The 16,670-nt window shown below is 40.6% G+C and carries 14 protein-coding genes and 1 riboswitch; of the genes, 8 read left to right on the top strand and 6 right to left on the bottom strand.

All coding sequences use genetic code 11. From position 1 onward, the window contains the following. The first annotated feature begins 75 nt into the window (after window positions 1–75). From ACTHOQ_RS17800 to ACTHOQ_RS17785, 4 genes are all read left to right on the top strand, one after another. Window positions 76–402, top strand: coding sequence for a DUF485 domain-containing protein (locus ACTHOQ_RS17800; RefSeq protein WP_440497476.1), 327 nt, complete (start codon window positions 76–78; stop codon window positions 400–402). After that, a complete protein-coding gene (locus tag ACTHOQ_RS17795; RefSeq protein WP_440497475.1) occupies window positions 399–1,943 on the top strand; it encodes a solute symporter family protein in 1,545 nt (514 codons plus the stop codon). The genes ACTHOQ_RS17800 and ACTHOQ_RS17795 overlap by 4 nt, the downstream gene beginning before the upstream one ends. Window positions 1,944–2,084: 141 nt before the next feature. Further along, window positions 2,085–2,486 (top strand): hypothetical protein, encoded by a 402-nt coding sequence (locus tag ACTHOQ_RS17790; RefSeq protein WP_440497474.1) that lies wholly within the window; start codon window positions 2,085–2,087, stop codon window positions 2,484–2,486. Window positions 2,487–2,618: 132 nt separating this feature from the next. Then, window positions 2,619–2,759: a hypothetical protein gene (locus ACTHOQ_RS17785; protein WP_440497473.1), complete on the top strand. Its 141-nt coding sequence runs from the start codon at window positions 2,619–2,621 to the stop codon at window positions 2,757–2,759. Between the two features lie 273 nt (window positions 2,760–3,032). Here ACTHOQ_RS17785 and parC read toward each other — a convergent pair whose 3' ends face one another. Then, window positions 3,033–5,462: a DNA topoisomerase IV subunit A gene (parC, locus tag ACTHOQ_RS17780; protein ID WP_440497472.1), complete on the bottom strand. Its 2,430-nt coding sequence runs from the start codon at window positions 5,460–5,462 to the stop codon at window positions 3,033–3,035. Beyond that, the gene (parE, locus tag ACTHOQ_RS17775) at window positions 5,462–7,435 is read right to left on the bottom strand and encodes a DNA topoisomerase IV subunit B (protein WP_440497471.1); all 1,974 of its coding nucleotides are present in this window, start codon (window positions 7,433–7,435) and stop codon (window positions 5,462–5,464) included. Before parE ends, parC begins: the two co-directional genes overlap by 1 nt. Window positions 7,436–7,744: 309 nt before the next feature. Here parE and plsY point away from each other — a divergent pair, with 309 nt between their 5' ends. The 4 genes from plsY (at window position 7,745) to ACTHOQ_RS17755 (ending at window position 10,377) form a co-directional block, all read left to right on the top strand. Beyond that, window positions 7,745–8,347: a glycerol-3-phosphate 1-O-acyltransferase PlsY gene (plsY, locus tag ACTHOQ_RS17770; RefSeq protein ID WP_440497470.1), complete on the top strand. Its 603-nt coding sequence runs from the start codon at window positions 7,745–7,747 to the stop codon at window positions 8,345–8,347. A gap of 113 nt (window positions 8,348–8,460) precedes the next feature. Next, window positions 8,461–8,751 (top strand): HesB/YadR/YfhF family protein, encoded by a 291-nt coding sequence (locus ACTHOQ_RS17765; protein WP_440497469.1) that lies wholly within the window; start codon window positions 8,461–8,463, stop codon window positions 8,749–8,751. A 103-nt stretch (window positions 8,752–8,854) separates the two neighbouring features. Beyond that, entirely contained in the window at window positions 8,855–9,481 is a 627-nt protein-coding gene (locus tag ACTHOQ_RS17760; RefSeq protein WP_440497478.1) for a YczE/YyaS/YitT family protein, read from the top strand. Between the two features lie 125 nt (window positions 9,482–9,606). Beyond that, a complete protein-coding gene (locus ACTHOQ_RS17755; protein ID WP_440497468.1) occupies window positions 9,607–10,377 on the top strand; it encodes an ABC transporter ATP-binding protein in 771 nt (256 codons plus the stop codon). A 193-nt stretch (window positions 10,378–10,570) separates the two neighbouring features. Here ACTHOQ_RS17755 and ACTHOQ_RS17750 read toward each other — a convergent pair whose 3' ends face one another. The 4 genes from ACTHOQ_RS17750 to ACTHOQ_RS17735 all read right to left on the bottom strand — a co-directional run bounded on the left by ACTHOQ_RS17750 (window position 10,571) and on the right by ACTHOQ_RS17735 (window position 16,589). Further along, window positions 10,571–10,873, bottom strand: a complete 303-nt coding sequence (locus ACTHOQ_RS17750; RefSeq protein WP_440497467.1) for a hypothetical protein — start codon at window positions 10,871–10,873, stop codon at window positions 10,571–10,573. Between the two features lie 57 nt (window positions 10,874–10,930). Further along, on the bottom strand, window positions 10,931–11,872 hold the full coding sequence (gene metA, locus ACTHOQ_RS17745) for a homoserine O-acetyltransferase MetA (protein WP_440497466.1): 942 nt from the start codon (window positions 11,870–11,872) through the stop codon (window positions 10,931–10,933). A 271-nt stretch (window positions 11,873–12,143) separates the two neighbouring features. Beyond that, window positions 12,144–12,251: riboswitch (SAM riboswitch) on the bottom strand. A 63-nt stretch (window positions 12,252–12,314) separates the two neighbouring features. Then, on the bottom strand, window positions 12,315–13,067 hold the full coding sequence (locus ACTHOQ_RS17740; protein ID WP_440497465.1) for a nucleoside-diphosphate sugar epimerase: 753 nt from the start codon (window positions 13,065–13,067) through the stop codon (window positions 12,315–12,317). A gap of 15 nt (window positions 13,068–13,082) precedes the next feature. Beyond that, on the bottom strand, window positions 13,083–16,589 hold the full coding sequence (locus ACTHOQ_RS17735) for a DEAD/DEAH box helicase (RefSeq protein ID WP_440497477.1): 3,507 nt from the start codon (window positions 16,587–16,589) through the stop codon (window positions 13,083–13,085). Between the last annotated feature and the right edge of the window lie 81 nt (window positions 16,590–16,670).

Genomic DNA, 16,670 nt, shown 5'->3' with positions numbered 1-16,670 from the left:
ATTTTAATAGAACAGATTTTGATTTTGATAGAAAAGTTAAGTAGCTTGATGCGACAACTATATTGACAAACACCGATGGGGAATAATCAAAAGCCAATTATTGATTATGACAAAATCGCATCGCAGCAATCGTTCAAGCAGCTTGCGAAGAAAAAGAACTCATTTCTATGGACAATGACGGTAATCTTCTTAGCACTTTATATGTTATTACCAATTTTAACGTCATTCACAGAAATTCTACATCAAAAGGCAATTGGCAACATTACTTGGGTTTGGATCTATTCTGCAGGTCTGTTCATTATGACTTGGAGCTTAGCACACTTCTATGTATCGCGTGCAAACAAATACGATGCAGAGGCAAAAGCTATTATTGCAGAGTATGAAGGAGGTCAAACGAAATGAGTTTTACAGCGATATTCTTCTTCGTAGCAATCGTAGGTTTAACTTTAGTCATTACTTGGTGGGCTTCTAAACGTACATCAAGTGCATCGGATTTCTATACAGCGGGTGGAGGTTTAACTGGCTGGCAAAATGGTCTTGCAATCGCGGGTGACTACTTATCGGCAGCATCATTCCTAGGTATCGCCGGTTCGATCGCATTATTCGGATTCGATGGATTCTTCTTCTCTATCGGTTACTTAGTAGCTTACTTAGTAGTTTTATACATCGTTGCTGAACCATTACGTAACTTGGGTCGATTCACGTTAGCGGATATGATTACAGCTCGTTTCGACAAAGCAAAAGTTCGCGGTACAGCAGCATTATCCACTATTACAATCGTATTATTCTACATGATTGCACAGCTTGTAGGTGCTGGTGCTCTTATTCAATTGCTGTTAGGCATTGAATATTGGATGGCGGTGCTTTTAGTTGGTGTCATGATGACTGTTTACGTATTGTTCGGTGGTATGACGGCAACATCTTGGGTACAAATCATTAAAGCTTGTTTATTAATGTTAGGTACAATCATTATTTCATTCCTAGTATTAGCGAAATTCGACTTCTCTATTGCACAAATGTTTACACATATGACTACTGCAACAGAGTATGGCGAAGCATATTTAAATCCAGGTTTACGTTATACAGATGGTCTTGATACAATTTCGATGCTTATCGCGTTAGTGCTTGGTACAGCGGGTCTTCCGCATATCCTAATGCGTTTCTTCACAGTAAAAGACGCACAAACTGCTCGATCTTCAGTAATTTGGGCTACTTGGATCGTAGGATTATTCTATGTATTAACGATTTTCTTAGGCTTCGGTGCTGCTGCATTCGTAGGTAAAGAGGAAATCGTTGCTGCAAACCCGGCAGGTAACATGGCTGCCCCACTTTTAGCACAAGCGCTTGGTGGCGACATCCTCTTCTCGTTCGTGTGTGCGGTAGCATTCGCGACAATTTTAGCGGTAGTAGCGGGCCTAGTGCTTTCTGGAGCATCTGCCCTATCACATGATATTTACGGTCAAATTATCAAAAAAGGTAAAATTACAGAGAAAGAAGCCGTTAAAGCTGCTCGTATTGGTTCAATTATCATCTCTGTAGTATCCATTTTATTAGCTTTAGGTGCTCAAACGTTAAACGTAGCATTCTTAGTATCATTAGCATTCTGTATCGCGGCGTCTGCAAACTTGCCAGTAATCATCTACACTATTTACTGGAAACGTTTCAACACAAACGGTGCAGTGACTGCAATGTTGACAGGTTTAATTTCAGCTTTAATTTTAGTGGCAATCTCTCCAAACGTATGGAGCCCAGTAGAAGGTAAAGCGATCTTCGTAGGCGAACCGTTAATCATGTTAACGAATCCGGCGTTAATCTCTGTACCGCTTGGCTTCTTGGGCGGATTCATTGGTACATTGATGTCGAAAGAAACTGACGATAAGAAATACCGTGAAGTTGAAGTTAAAGCACAAACTGGTATTTCAGTTCAAGATGTATCTCACTAAGAATAAATACTATACAACTTTGACGAGTTGACACAAATTAAATCAGCTTCTAACAACCGTTAGAGGCTGATTTTTTTAACTGTTTATAAGGCAACATGGTAACATCTCACCTACTCTTTTTAAATAAAGGAAGTGGCCGCTATGACTTTAGGACAGCATATTCGAGTTTTTGTTTGCGTTGTGATTATCGGTTGCATTGCTGGTTATGTATTGACTGCTTCAGAAATTGAAACCGAATCACCATATATTGATTATATTCAGGCACAAACATTGCTATTTGGAGAAGAACAAACGATCGGTACAGTATTTCACGACTTCTATGAGCTGACATACTGGGAATACTTTACCGCGCTTAAGGGGGAGCATGTCGTCCAATTTACAGGAACAAAAAATGAACAGCGATTTGTTTTTCAGTTCATTGTCGAAGAAGACCATTCGGATTTTACATTGGGTGCCTTAAAGCAAAATGATATACTGCTCCCGCCCGAGGAAAAATGGGCTTATGTGGAATTTTTACACAAGCAAAAGAACGTCAAAAGCTAATGGAGTTTTCATCAGCCTTTGACGTTTTCTTTGTTTCTATTTTAATGTAAAAGCAGAAATTTCAATCCATTTTCATGGTACAATATTAAAGCAGCATCCAGCTGACTCCTTTTGTAAAGGAGGTGTACTACTGTGTCTTATCCATCACGCAAAGAAAAGGCTAAGGCTGCTTCGGAAAAGAAGCGTAACGAAAAACTCGCCATTTTTCGCTATGCGACAGATTTTTTCCGTCTTGTCGATACAATTTATCGTCTATTCCGGATGATGCTGTAAAAAAATTCTTTTCACCACTGGACTAGCCATCCAAGTGGTGTTTTTTTCAATTACGCCTCACTGAATCCGCGGCATCTGCCGGGTTCCTTCATTAAAGCAAAAGCGCATGAAAGATGGCAAAATAAAAAAGCGATTGGGGGCCACCCAACCGCTTTGTACTACTGTAGATCCATCACGCATGAATCTTACTAAATCCATTGTATGAAAGTATTTCTTTCATGTCAACGAATTACTTTTATAATATGTTCACTTTTGCCAAATTATACGGTGTTTCTACTCCACTTTCTCAACATATGCACGTATTAATGCACCGTCGCCATCTGTATCAATACGAAGCGAGCCATTCGAATATCGGTCTGCTCTTGTTAAGCTTGTTACTTGAATCGTTTCCTGAAGCCCTTTTTCCGTTTCAATTATAATGGAATTTTTAAAGTTTACGACTAAAACCGCGAAAATACGATGCGGATTCGCTTTTAATTCTTTTAAAATGACTACCCCGCGTTTTGCACGGTTTCCTAGTTCAATTTCAGTTGATAGCATACGCTTCACTGCACCGCGCTGTGTAACGACGATTAGCTCCTGCTCTTGTTCTGGATGCAGAATCACAACAGCAGCTAAATACTCGCCCTCTTTAATGATGCTTCCTTTTACACCGGCAGTTTTTACACCTGTGACAGGTAGTTCTTCCATCGGGAAACGAATCGTATAGCTTGTATTTGTAGAAAGCAGCACTTCTACGCTTTCCGTTACAAGGCGAGCAAAAATCATTTCATCGTCACCTTTTAAATTCATCGTTTTAATCGGCTTCGAGTAGCGTGTTACAACATAATCCGCCAATGCAGAGCGTTTAATTTGCCCATCTTTCGTTGCAGTGAATATATACATATCCGGTTGTTCAAATGTGTCAATGCCGATTACTTCAATAATTTCTTCATTTGCGTCAATTGGGACAATGCTTGAAATATGCTGGCCCAAGTCTTTCCAGCGAATATCAGGCAATTCATGCACCGGCTGGTAAATATAATTCCCTTTACTCGTGAAGAGCATTAAATGATGCTGTGTATTCAAATTTGCTTCATACAACAAGTAATCCGATTCCTTCATCGCAAAATCCTTGCCATTTGAAGCACTATGCGAACGGAGGCTTGTCCGTTTCACATAGCCGTCTTTTGTCACAGTAACGACCACTTCTTCACTTGGAACCAATACATCGCGTGTCACTTTAATTTCCTCGATTTCCGCTTCAATTGTAGAAAGTCTAGGGGATGCAAAACGTTTTTTTATGTCGTTTAATTCAGTTTTAATAACTCGAATCAACTTTCTCTCATCCTCTAAAATCGCCGTTAGTTTAATAATAAGCTGACTTAATTCTTCTTGTTCATTTTGCAATTGTGTAATATCAGTGTTTGTCAGACGATATAATTGCAGATTTACGATTGCTTCTGCCTGATTTTCCGAAAAACCGAATTTCCCGATAATATTATTTTTGGCATCGCGTTTATCTTTGGATGCACGAATCGTTTCAATTACTTCATCCAATATTGATAATGCCTTCATAAGCCCTTCAACAATATGTAGACGATCTTCTGCACGCGTCAAATCAAATTGGGAACGACGTCGAACAATTTCCTTTTGGTGATCGATATAGGCGTCCAGCATGAGCGGAAGTGTCATCATCATTGGGCGGCGATTATGGATGGCAATCATATTAAAGTTGTAGGAAACTTGTAAATCCGTCGACTTTAATAAGAAGTTAAGAATGCCCTGTGCAGGTACATCTTTTTTCAGCTCTACTACAATTCTCAATCCATCACGGTCTGATTCATCGCGAATTTCAGAAATACCATCCAAACGGCGGTCACTCACACGTAATTCATCCATTTTCCGGATCATATTCGCTTTATTCACTTCAAACGGGATTTCGGAAATGATAATTTGCTCTTTATTGCCTTTTAGCTGCTCGATTTCCGTGCGGGAGCGAACGATAATTTTGCCTTTTCCTGTTTCGTAGGCTTTTTTAATGCCGTCGACACCTTGAATGATTCCGCCTGTAGGAAAATCAGGACCTTTAATAACGGTCATCAGTTCGTCAACTGTACAGTCTTTATTGTCTAGACGCATTAAAACCGCTTCCAGTGCTTCCTGGAGGTTATGTGGTGGAATATCTGTCGCATAACCAGCGGAAATCCCTGTGGCACCGTTTACTAATAAATTCGGGAACCGTGATGGCAATACAGTCGGCTCCATATCCTGATCATCGAAGTTTGGCACAAATTCGACAGTGTTTTTGTTTATATCCCGCAACAGTTCTGCCGCAATAGCAGAAAGACGCGCTTCTGTATATCGCATCGCGGCTGGCGGATCACCGTCAACCGAACCATTGTTTCCATGCATTTCAATTAACATATGGCGGCTTTTCCAATCCTGGCTCATACGCACCATTGCGTCATATACCGATGAGTCTCCATGCGGATGGTAGTTGCCGATAACATTACCGACTGTTTTAGCCGATTTGCGGAATGGTTTGTCAAAAGTATTACCTTCATTGAACATCGCATATAATATACGGCGCTGTACAGGTTTTAAACCATCGCGCGTATCGGGTAATGCCCTGTCTTGAATAATATATTTAGAATAGCGGCCAAAACGGTCCCCCATTACTTCTTCCAATGGCAAATCTTGATATTTCTCTACAAAACTCATTATTCGTTAACCTCCTCATGCTGGATGAACTCATTTTCCAAAATGCTTGCATCCTCTTCCATGCCGAAGTTGACGTTTGATTCGATCCATTTACGGCGCGGTTCCACTTTATCGCCCATTAATGTCGTCACGCGTCGTTCTGCCCGAGCACCGTCCTCGATTTTAACGCGGATCAATGTACGTGTTTCCGGATTCATCGTCGTGTCCCAAAGCTGATCGGCATTCATCTCGCCCAATCCTTTATAGCGCTGAATAATATAGCCTTTGCCGATTTTCTTCGTTGCAGCACCAAGCTCCTGCTCTGTCCAGGCATAAATGATCTCCTGCTTTTTGCCGGACCCCTTTGACACCTTATAAAGCGGCGGCAATGCGATGTATACTTTTCCTTCTTCGATCAATGGGCGCATATAGCGGTAGAAGAATGTCAGCAGTAGCACTTGAATATGTGCACCATCCGTATCAGCATCGGTCATGATGACAATTTTATCGTAAGCAGCGTCTTCCACCGTAAAATCTGCACCGACACCTGCGCCGATCGTATGGATGATTGTGGAAATCTCTTCGTTTTTCATGATATCCTGAAGCTTGGCTTTTTCAGTGTTAATTACTTTTCCGCGCAATGGCAAAATCGCTTGGAATGTACGGTCACGGCCTTGTTTCGCAGAGCCGCCCGCCGAGTCGCCCTCCACCAGATACAATTCGTTTCTGGAAGCATTTTTCGACTGTGCGGGTGTCAGCTTGCCGGAAAGGAGCGTGCTTGATTTTTTCTTTTTCCCGTTTCTTGCATCATCGCGTGCTTTACGTGCAGCTTCCCGAACTTGCTGGGCGCGAATCGCTTTACGCACTAAAGAAGCCGAAAGCTCGGCGTTTTCTTCAAGTACATACATTAATTTCTCTGAAACAACAGTATCAACGGCAGAGCGTGCTTCAGATGTACCTAGCTTCCCTTTTGTCTGACCTTCAAATTGCAGCAGATTTTCAGGAATACGTACGGAAACAATTGCTGTCAGGCCTTCACGAATATCGGTGCCCTCAAGGTTTTTATCTTTTTCTTTCAGTAATCCGATCTTGCGGGCGTATTCATTAAATACACGTGTCAAAGCTGTTTTAGCACCAGTTTCGTGCGTACCGCCATCACGGGTACGGACATTGTTAACGAACGACAAAATCGTTTCGGAATAGCCGTCGTTAAATTGCAGGGCGAACTCCACTTCAATTTCTTGAATTATACCTTCTACATATTTAACCGGATGTAATACATCTTTTTCTTCATTTAAATATGCTACGAATGCTTCAATACCGCTTTCATAATGGAAAAGTTCGTGCTGACTTTCCCCGCGCTCGTCGATAAGTTCAATCTTTAAGCCTTTCAATAAAAACGCCGATTCTCTCAAGCGCTCAGCCAATGTATCATAATTGTATTTTACTACTGAAAAAATGGTTGGATCGGGCAAGAAATGCACCAATGTGCCTGTTTCCTTTGTTTTCCCGATAATATCAAGAGATGTGACGGGTTTGCCGCCTTGCTCAAAGCGCTGGCGATAAATTTGATCTTCACGATAAATCGTCACTTCCAAAAATGTCGATAAAGCGTTTACAACAGATGAGCCAACACCATGTAAACCACCGCTCGTCTTGTAGCCGCCTTGTCCAAATTTACCCCCTGCATGAAGTACGGTGAAAATGATTTCTGGAGTTGGCTTGCCCATTTTATGCATACCTGTTGGCATACCGCGACCATGATCCCGCACGCTAATGCTATTATCTTCATGAATTTTCACGATGATATGATTACCAAATCCAGCAAGCGCTTCATCCACTGCATTGTCTACGATTTCATATACTAAGTGGTGAAGACCTCGGCTATCTGTAGAACCAATATACATCCCTGGTCTTTTACGTACGGCTTCTAAACCTTCTAATACTTGAATGGCATCTTCATTATAAGAAATACCTGTTTGGCTTTTTACCAAATGTAATCCCCTCCAAAAATACAAACAAACGTTCTGTTTACTACCTAATCGTACTGTCAAATATGCATGATGTCAATGTTTGAACGTACCTTTTTAGGCTTTGCAAAGACTAATTGTATCATCAAAATTGAACGTTTAAAAGCATATCCTTTAGTAGCTTGACATGAAATGTAACTTTTTTCCTGTATTTCTTTAAAATTTAACGAAAAAATAATACCTCTTTCCTTCTATTAAAAAACATTGTAAAATATTCATTACATACTATTAGTACCAACTAACAATCCTGATATTTGAAAGGAGCACAACTTCTTGATCAATGCATTAATTATTATTTGTGCTTATTTAATCGGCTCTATCCCATCTGCTTTGTGGATTGGCAAAATTTTTTATAAAACAGATATTCGAAAGCATGGCAGCGGGAATTTGGGAACAACGAATACGTTTCGCGTTTTAGGGAAGAAACCTGGGATTGCCGTACTGTTGATTGATATTTTTAAAGGAACAGCCGCAGTATTATTGCCGCTGCTAGCTATTTTCAGCGATAGTACGGTCCATCCGCTTATCCTCGGCATTATCGCCGTAGCGGGGCATATATTCCCGGTTTTTGCGAAGTTCCGCGGCGGCAAAGCTGTAGCGACAAGCGCCGGCGTTATTTTAGGCTATAATTTACCGCTGTTTTTAGTGTTGCTCGCTGTTTTCCTAATTTCGCTTAAAACGACGAAAATGGTGAGCTTGACATCGATGATTGCTGCAACAGCCGCATTAATCTATGTGACGGTATATTGGATTGTGACAGGTGAATATGCGCTCTTTATTTTAATTGCGTTTTTGGCAGGATTTATTTTTTACCGTCACCGCGAAAATATTAAACGTATAAAAAATGGGACTGAGCCAAAAATTAAAGGTTTTTAAACTGTGCGCTGAAAGTATATGCTTTCAGCGCATTTTTTGTTGTATTTAAATTTTGAACGCGGTTTTTGTAAGTTTCTTTCTTTTGCTGCATAATGACAATAGAGGTGAATTGTATGGAAATTAAACTATCAGAAAAAGCGATCAATTGGTTTAAAGGAGAAATGGAAGTCGAAAATGGCGATTATATTCGCTTCTACGCAAGATATGGGGGCTCCTCTCCTTTTCATGAAGGTTTTTCGTTAGGGATGACACGTGAACAGCCGCATGAAATCGGCATTGAAGCCGTTATAGAAGATGTTCATTTTTTTATAGAGAAATCAGATGAATGGTTTTTTAATGACCATGATTTAATCGTTGACGTCGACCAGTCGAATGATGAACTAAGCTATTCATACGAAAAATAGTTTAAATTTTTCTAATATATTGTAAATCCGTTTTTCATCTACCGAATCGTTATAATGTGGAAGGATATAATATAGATGATAAGATGAGGGATTACAATTGAAAGTGAAACAAGGATTTTATTGGCGCTGCTTATTTTTTCTCGCAGGCATTATTGTTTTGTCATTAGGGATCGCCTTAACGATTAAAGGACAAATGCTCGGTGTCGGATCATGGGACGTGCTCCATATCGGGCTTCAAAAAAATCTCGGGTTAACTGTAGGGACTTGGTCGATTATTTTAGGGCTGCTCATTTTAGCGATCGATTCATTGTTTACGAAAAGATTGCCGAAAGCCGGGACATATTTAGACATGTTTTTAACTGGTATTTTTATCGATATTTTTTTATTTGTTTTACCGGATGCACAAAGCTTGCTTGAACAATGTATTGCATTCGGGCTGGGGATTATTTTATTAGGCTTCGGCTGTGGCATGTATATGGTCGCTAATCTTGGGGTCGGACCACGCGATACTCTAATGCTTTTACTAGTGCATCGGCTTGGCTGGAGCGTGAACCGTGCCCGTACTACGATGGAAGTAGGCGTTGCAGTTGTAGGCTTTATATTAGGCGGTCCGGTTGGGATAGGAACTGTATTTATGGCATTTGGGTTAGGCCCGGTTGTCCAATGGGCTTTAAAATTAAATGAAAAACTATTTTACCGCGCAACCGGTGTGGAAAGCGCTGTAATTTAAAGTTAGAGGAAAGCAGGAGGATCAGTTTGCTTTCCTCCTTTTTAAAAAATAATTATTACAAAATTCAAAAAATACTTTCGAAAACTATAAAAAAGTCGCATAGTAATAGATGGAGGTGTTTTTTTATGATACATATAGAAAATATCCATTTATATCGCAATGATAAGGTCATTTTAAACAATTTAAGCTGGCATGTACAAAAAGGAGAGCACTGGGCGATTTTAGGCTTGAACGGTTCTGGTAAAACGACGCTGTTAAAAGTCATTAACGGCTATATTTGGCCAAATGGCGGAAAAGTGCAAGTATTAGACGAAACATACGGTCAAACGTATATCCCGAAGCTTCGCACCCGTATCGGCTGGGTAAGCAATGCGATGATCGATAATTTTAATTGGCAGGATAACGCGATTGAAATTGTGTTAAGCGGCCAATTTGGAGCACTTCGGCTGTTTGAAGAAGTGTCAGACGAAGACATCGAAAAAGCGGTGTCTATCATGAAGCATTTTAACTGCGACCATCTAGCAAACAAATCATTTGAGCATTTGTCCCAAGGCGAGCGTCAACGCGTGCAGATTGCCCGTGCGTTAATGGCTGAGCCAGAGATTTTAATATTGGATGAACCATGTGGTGGGCTTGACTTGATTGAACGTGAAAATTTATTGCAAACAATCGGGAAAATCGCAAGCGGCGAAAATTGCCCTACGCTGATTTATGTTACGCATCATGTAGAGGAAATTTTGCCATGTTTTAACCATGTACTATTAATGAAGGATGGAAAAGACATCGCTGCTAATACACGGGACATTATTTTAAATGAGCAGCTGTTAAGCGAATTTTTCGGACGTGCCGTCAGCTTGCAAATGGAACGCGGACGCGCATGGGTTGCGGTAAAGTAAAGAGTGGCAGGAAAAAATAACGGGTTCGGTTGATGGGGAGAAAATGCAAAAACGCACCTCAATTAGCAACTGAATTAGCGTATGATTAGCATCCAAATTAACAGTAGAAAAAAGCAAAAAAATGCCCAGGTTATTATGCCTGTGCATTTTTCTTGTCCTATCCTTTATTCTGCAAACGCGCCTGTTTGCTGTATTATAAACCAGTTGCAAAATTTGCACCGAACCATAGGAAAAAGACCACTATGCTCACGTTAATTATAGTTAAAACACTTGCTATTATAGGTATGATTTTCCCTTCCAATTTTGAGGAAAAAGCCATAATACCTGTTGCCACAGAAACGAACAAGCACAATATTATTAAAAAAATCCAAGTCCCTGTTAACTTTTCATCTGTTGCGGTACTAATCAGGTCTAATAAAAGCATAAACACTCCACTTAAAACACTTGTTGCTAAGAAGACATAGCTCTTCCAAGTGTATAGTTTATTCGATTCCAAAATAAGCACCCCCTAAAAAATTGTCATTTTTAGTGAAAAGGACCCTACACAATTATCCTAAATATGATATTCGATATTTTCATCAACAAAATACCATTCATATGGTGTTTCTTGGTATACATAGTAATTTAGCCAATTGTAAAACAGCAAATGGGAATGGGCGCGCCAAATATTCTTCGGTGCTTGTTGCGGGTCGTTATTTGGAAAATAATTAATGGGAATTTCCGTATTATCAGGATCTTTTTCGATATCGCGGAAATACTCATCCGAAAGTGTTGTTGCATCGTACTCCAAATGACCTGTAATCATAATATGCTTATTGTTCTTCGACTGGACGATAAATACCCCCGCATCATCTGAATAGCTGAGCAGGCGCAAATCAGGATGTGCACGGACTTCATCAATGGAAACCGATGTATGGCGCGAATGTGGAGCAACATACTCATCACTGAATCCCCGCACTAAATCAACTGTTAAATCCGTAATGACGTGCGAATAAACACCTGAGCATTTTTTAGGCAGCTCGAACTTTCCGATACCGAAATGATGGTATAGTGCAGCCTGTGCGCCCCAGCATATATACATAATGGATGTCACATTTTTATCGGCCCAGTCCATTACAGAGGTAATTTCCTTCCAATAGCCGACATCTTCAAATTCCATTTTCTCTACTGGTGCGCCCGTAATAATCAATCCATCATAACGGCGATGCTTTATTTCATCAAAAGTTTTATAAAATGTATTCAAATGGGATTTTGAGACGTTTTTCGATTCGTATGTAGCCGTATTTAAAAAAGTGACATCTACTTGCAATGGTGTATTCCCGAGCAAGCGCAATAATTGAAGCTCGGTTTTCTCCTTTTCCGGCATTAAATTGAACACTAAAATATTTAATGGTCGGATTTGCTGTGTCTTCGCACGGTCTTCCTCCATTACGAAAATCTTCTCTTTTCTTAGCAGCTCGCCAGCTGGCAAATGTTTCGGAATATTAATTGGCATTGCATGTTCCCCCTCTTCATTCTTTTAAAAATAATCAATTACGCCCCGATGCAATAGTATATAGGATTTTCCAAGTATGCTCATTGGAAAATCTGTGATATTTGACGGAAGCTCGGGCCAATACGATGTTGGCCACCCAGTCGTAACGACAGGGATATGATGCGCTTACACTGCTCTCCTCTGAAACAGCGGGCGTTTAAGACACCTGCTGAATAAAGATAAAAAAAGCCCCTCATTCCAGCAAAACAGAAATGAGAGGCTTTTATACCCGTTCTTATCTGCCAAGGATTATACCTTGCTGGAATTAGCACCTTTCTAGTCATACTAGAGGTTGCTGAAGCATCAACGGGCCAAGTCCCTCCGCTTCTCTTGATAAGACTATTAAATTGTCATTAGTGTAACATGCACAAAAGATTTTTGCAATAATTCTAAAAATATAAATTTAGTCTGCTTGTAATTGCGCTTTTTCATAATTGAATAAAATCGTTTCCAGCTTTTCATCCCATTCGCCTGTTAATGTATTGTATACACGCGTAAAATGGCGTTTTTCCTTTTGATCAAAAAGCAAAAAGCAAAATACTGGTATATCATTAATTTGAATGGATTCAGTTGATGCGATACTCGTTATAAATTGCGGTGTTTCATCTTCGGCTATTGGCTGCTCCGTTAATTGCCGCTGTATGAATTCAATGAGCATCGTTTCTTCAACCGCTTCGATTTCTTCTGTTTCAATCGTCGGAAAAGGTTCCGGAAATTCCTCCAAATCAGCAAATTCCTCAAGATTGCCTTCTAAAAGCTGCTCATGAACGGGGCTGTATTGCACGAAATGGCTCGTTTGCTCAAGCTCTTCCTCAAAAATGCCTGATTCAAGCTGTGTGATGCCTTTAGCAGTAAGTACGTATGCTTCCTCTTTTGCAATCATGCCTAGTCTTGACATTTTATTCGTCAAATCTTGAATAAATAACGGCTCGACCAATAAAATTTCCGCTAAAAGCTCGACATTTTTCAATTGCGCCTTTTGAAAGGATATGAGCATCATCTTCATTAAAATGTCCATCGCATTCCGCATGACGGGGTGATAGCGCACTTCAAGCGTATGGATCGGAATCGCGTACTGCATTTGTTTTTGAATTTCGATATTCGGATTTTGAATGATTTCTTTTTGCAATTGCTCTGCTATGTTTTGTAAATCCATTACATCCCCCTTTTCCTACATTGCAAAATAGCCGTCTTGGTCTTTAACTGTATTTAATACATGTGTATACATGTCACGTGTTTTCGCTTGCTTCGGACGTTTTGTGAACATATCCGTGCTTCCGATCATAATAAGGAGCTCCCGTGCGCGTGATAATGCAACATTAAGTCGACGGTAATCCTTCGCGAACCCGATTTCCCCGCGCTCATTATCATGATTGCGCACCATGCTGACAATGATGACGTCCATTTCCATCCCTTGGAACTTATCGACCGAGCCTGTGCGGATGTGTAAATGCGGTACGTTAATGTCCTGCTCAATGAGTCGGTTTATGCGCTTCACTTGCTCCGCATAGAACGAAATAACGCCGACTGATTTTTGCGCATCTTGCGGGATCAGCCCTGCCGCTTTCGCTTTTTCAGTCGCTTCATTTATTTCAAGCAGCTGCTGTTTGATTTGTTCAAGCTCTGTTAAGTTGAACAAGCTTGAGCCTTCCTTCATCCGCTCTTCGAAATACGGTTTTTCATTCGGAATATCAAGCCATAGCAAATGATTGTCCCGCGTAATTTTCGAAGTTTGCAAATAATGATCCCTTAACGCATCTGAATCTTCCAAACCGCATTGCAGGCTTTCGGATTCATTTTCGTAAAACGGTGTGATTGTTGACATAATATTTTTATGCATACGGTATTGTAATGCAAGCATTGTTTTATTTTGCGTCGGCAAGTTATTGTATAGACGCTCAAATAGCGATTCCTCAAGCAATTTTTCAAGTTCCCTTTTTTCTTCAAACGTTGTGCTTTCTTTTACGACTTGCTCCAATGTTTCTTCAAATGTGGCATCACCTACAAGCGGTGGCAGCTGGTGATGGTCCCCAACTAAAATGATTTTCGCTCCCTTCAGCATCGGCAGCAGTAGCTCGGGTGGTGTCGCCTTTGATACTTCATCAATAATCACAACATCAAACGTTGGATAATTGTCCATGAATTCTTTATTTGCCGATGCGACACAAGTCGTTCCAATAACATTCGCATGCTTCACATACAGTTTGCGTATTTCATCCAAATCATGCTCATTTGCATTTTCCAATAAACTATGCCATTCATTTTGAAGTTCGGCTGTCACCGGCAGTAAATCGATTTTCACCTGCAATGTCGCAATATTTGCTGTGAAGCGCTCGATTTGTCCGTTTACTTGAACAATTGCCTGCTCAGGATTCAGCTTTGTCAATTGTTCAAGCTCCGAGCGATGCTTTTCGAGCTGTACACCTTCATTATTAATTTCTTTGAAACGTGCTGTCATTTGTTCTACAGTAGTCTTGCCTATGGCGATTTGTTCGTTTAAAACTGCGAGCTCATCTGCTTTTTGGCGATGCTGCTGTTCCAGCTTTCCGCGATTTTGGCGCTCTGTTTCGATTTTCATTTGCTCAAGTTCATTCGCTGCAAGCAGTTCCTCAAGCTCATCAGTTGTATGTGCAACCGTAATCGACATGTCCATATTGCCTTTTACAGAGTTCATTTGGATTTCAATTGTTGCCGCCTCATCCTGTAATTTTTGCAGCAACTGTGCTTTCACATCATTTTGTTCCTTAAATTGAAGAATGATTTCCTCTTTTAGCTTTTCGAAAATAAGTACCGTTTCACGAATGGCATCCAAATATTTGTTGTTCAATTGCTCAATATATTGCATTCGCAAATGAATGCCTAGAATCGAGCGTGTTCCATTTTGCATGTTTATTTTTTTTTCCCGGAATGCATGGCTTAGCTTCGTTAAAAACTCCTGCACCTCTTCAAGCGAATAATGATGATTCATCTGAAGCTCGTCCGGCGTTACATGAATGCCAAGCGCTGTTTCGCTGTATGCCAATGCTTTTTCCAAACGCTCCTTCACATCTTTGATCGGTTTAAATTGCTCCATCTGAGGCTGAATACGTTCCAATGCAGTGAGTAAACGATCCATTGCATAATTGCGTCGAATATTATATTCGTTCATGAATGCTTCAATTTCGTATACTTTTTTCAATGATGCGATTTTATCGATCAACTGCTCATACTGCGACATTTCATTAGCACGCCCGATTTTTGACTGGATTGCTTCAAAACGCTGCTGCAAACGTTCCAGCTGGGCTTTATGGCTGCTTTGCGAAATTTGAAGTTCAAAGTTTGCCGTCGCTTCCTTCAACTGTTGCTGGCGTTCTGTCAGTTGCTCGACAGTGGAGCCGTCCATTAATTGCCTTTCAAAGCTGGCAGCCGTTTCCGCAACGGTGTTTTCGGTCGCTTGCAGTTTTTCGAGTTTTCGTTCATTATCTTCAAGCTCTTTTTTGCATTCGGTTAGCTCTTTTTTCAGTGAATGAATCTTTTCTGCCAAAACATGCAATTCCGCTTTTGCTGCTTCTTTTTGCTCGATTTGTTTTTCTAGTTCAATTCGCTGCTGTTCAAGTGCTTTAATTTCGGTTTGTGCATGTTCAATTTCTGTATTTAAAAGTTGTTCTTTTTTTGCATGCAGTGAAATTTCATGGCCGATCGCTTCAAAAGTTTGCTCTTGCCAGTATGTTGCGACATTTTCTTCGATGAACTTTTTCCCTTCTTCTTCAATGCTTTCCGTTCGGCCATAGCGCAAAATACGGATATCTTTATTCGATAACAGGCGGCTCAGCGCATTGTCCACTGCCAAGTTCGATTGGGAAGCAACTAATGTTTTTAAGCCTGCTTTTGCGTTTTGATAGCAAATTTCCGAAATGACCGTTGTTTTGCCGGTACCTGGGGGACCTTGAATAACATATAAATCTTCTGCACTCATTGCCCCCTCCACTGCCTGCTGCTGGTAATAGTTTAAACGATTGTGAAAATCGATCGGTATAGATTGTTTGCGCTCAGCAATTGCTGGCTTGTCTTCAAAAAGAATCGTTTCTAAATTGGCATTTGCCGCTAATCCCTCTTTTAAACGCTCGAAGCCTTTTAATAGGCGCTTTAGCTGAGATTTTGTTGCCGCATTTGAAAATTCTACATCCTCCGACTGAAATTGCAGCTCATTTCTTCTTGCTAAATTGCTGTAATATGGCTTTAACGCAATATCAACACTGTTTTCGCTGCGACGGGCTTTTACGACATCCCCGATTTCCTGGATATAGCCACGTAAGCGCGCACTTAAGCCTTCCAGCTGTTTCCACTGCTTTTTGTCCATGTTCGAAATACGCATCGTCATATGCGAAAAATCAGCATCAAAAGCAACACTGGAAAAACGCGCATTAATATCTTCAATGTCCGCATTTTTATTCAAAACTTTTAAATAGCCTTCCCAGCTGCTTATTCGCTTATTAACGTAATCAAAGCGCTCCTGGGCAATCGGCAAATCGGCAAGTGCCTGTAAAAAAGGTTCCTGGTATGTATGCCCGCTAATGCGCGATGCGACGAAATGAATATTCATTACAGCGCGGCGATTTGTAACAACAGGTGTGCCTTTCCCGCGTGTCCGGAAGCTTTTGGCAACAAGACCGTTTCTGCGATCAAAAACACAGTCCATAATAACGAGGGCACTGAAAAACTTACATTTTTTACGATGAATTAGTTTTTCAAACAAAAATAAGGCCCTTTCCATTCGTTT

It is taken from the genome of Solibacillus silvestris, assembly GCF_051967575.1.
Classification (GTDB): domain Bacteria; phylum Bacillota; class Bacilli; order Bacillales_A; family Planococcaceae; genus Solibacillus; species Solibacillus silvestris_B.
The sequence above is the reverse complement of the archived record's forward strand: the minus strand, read 5'-3'. Positions and strand labels throughout refer to the sequence as shown.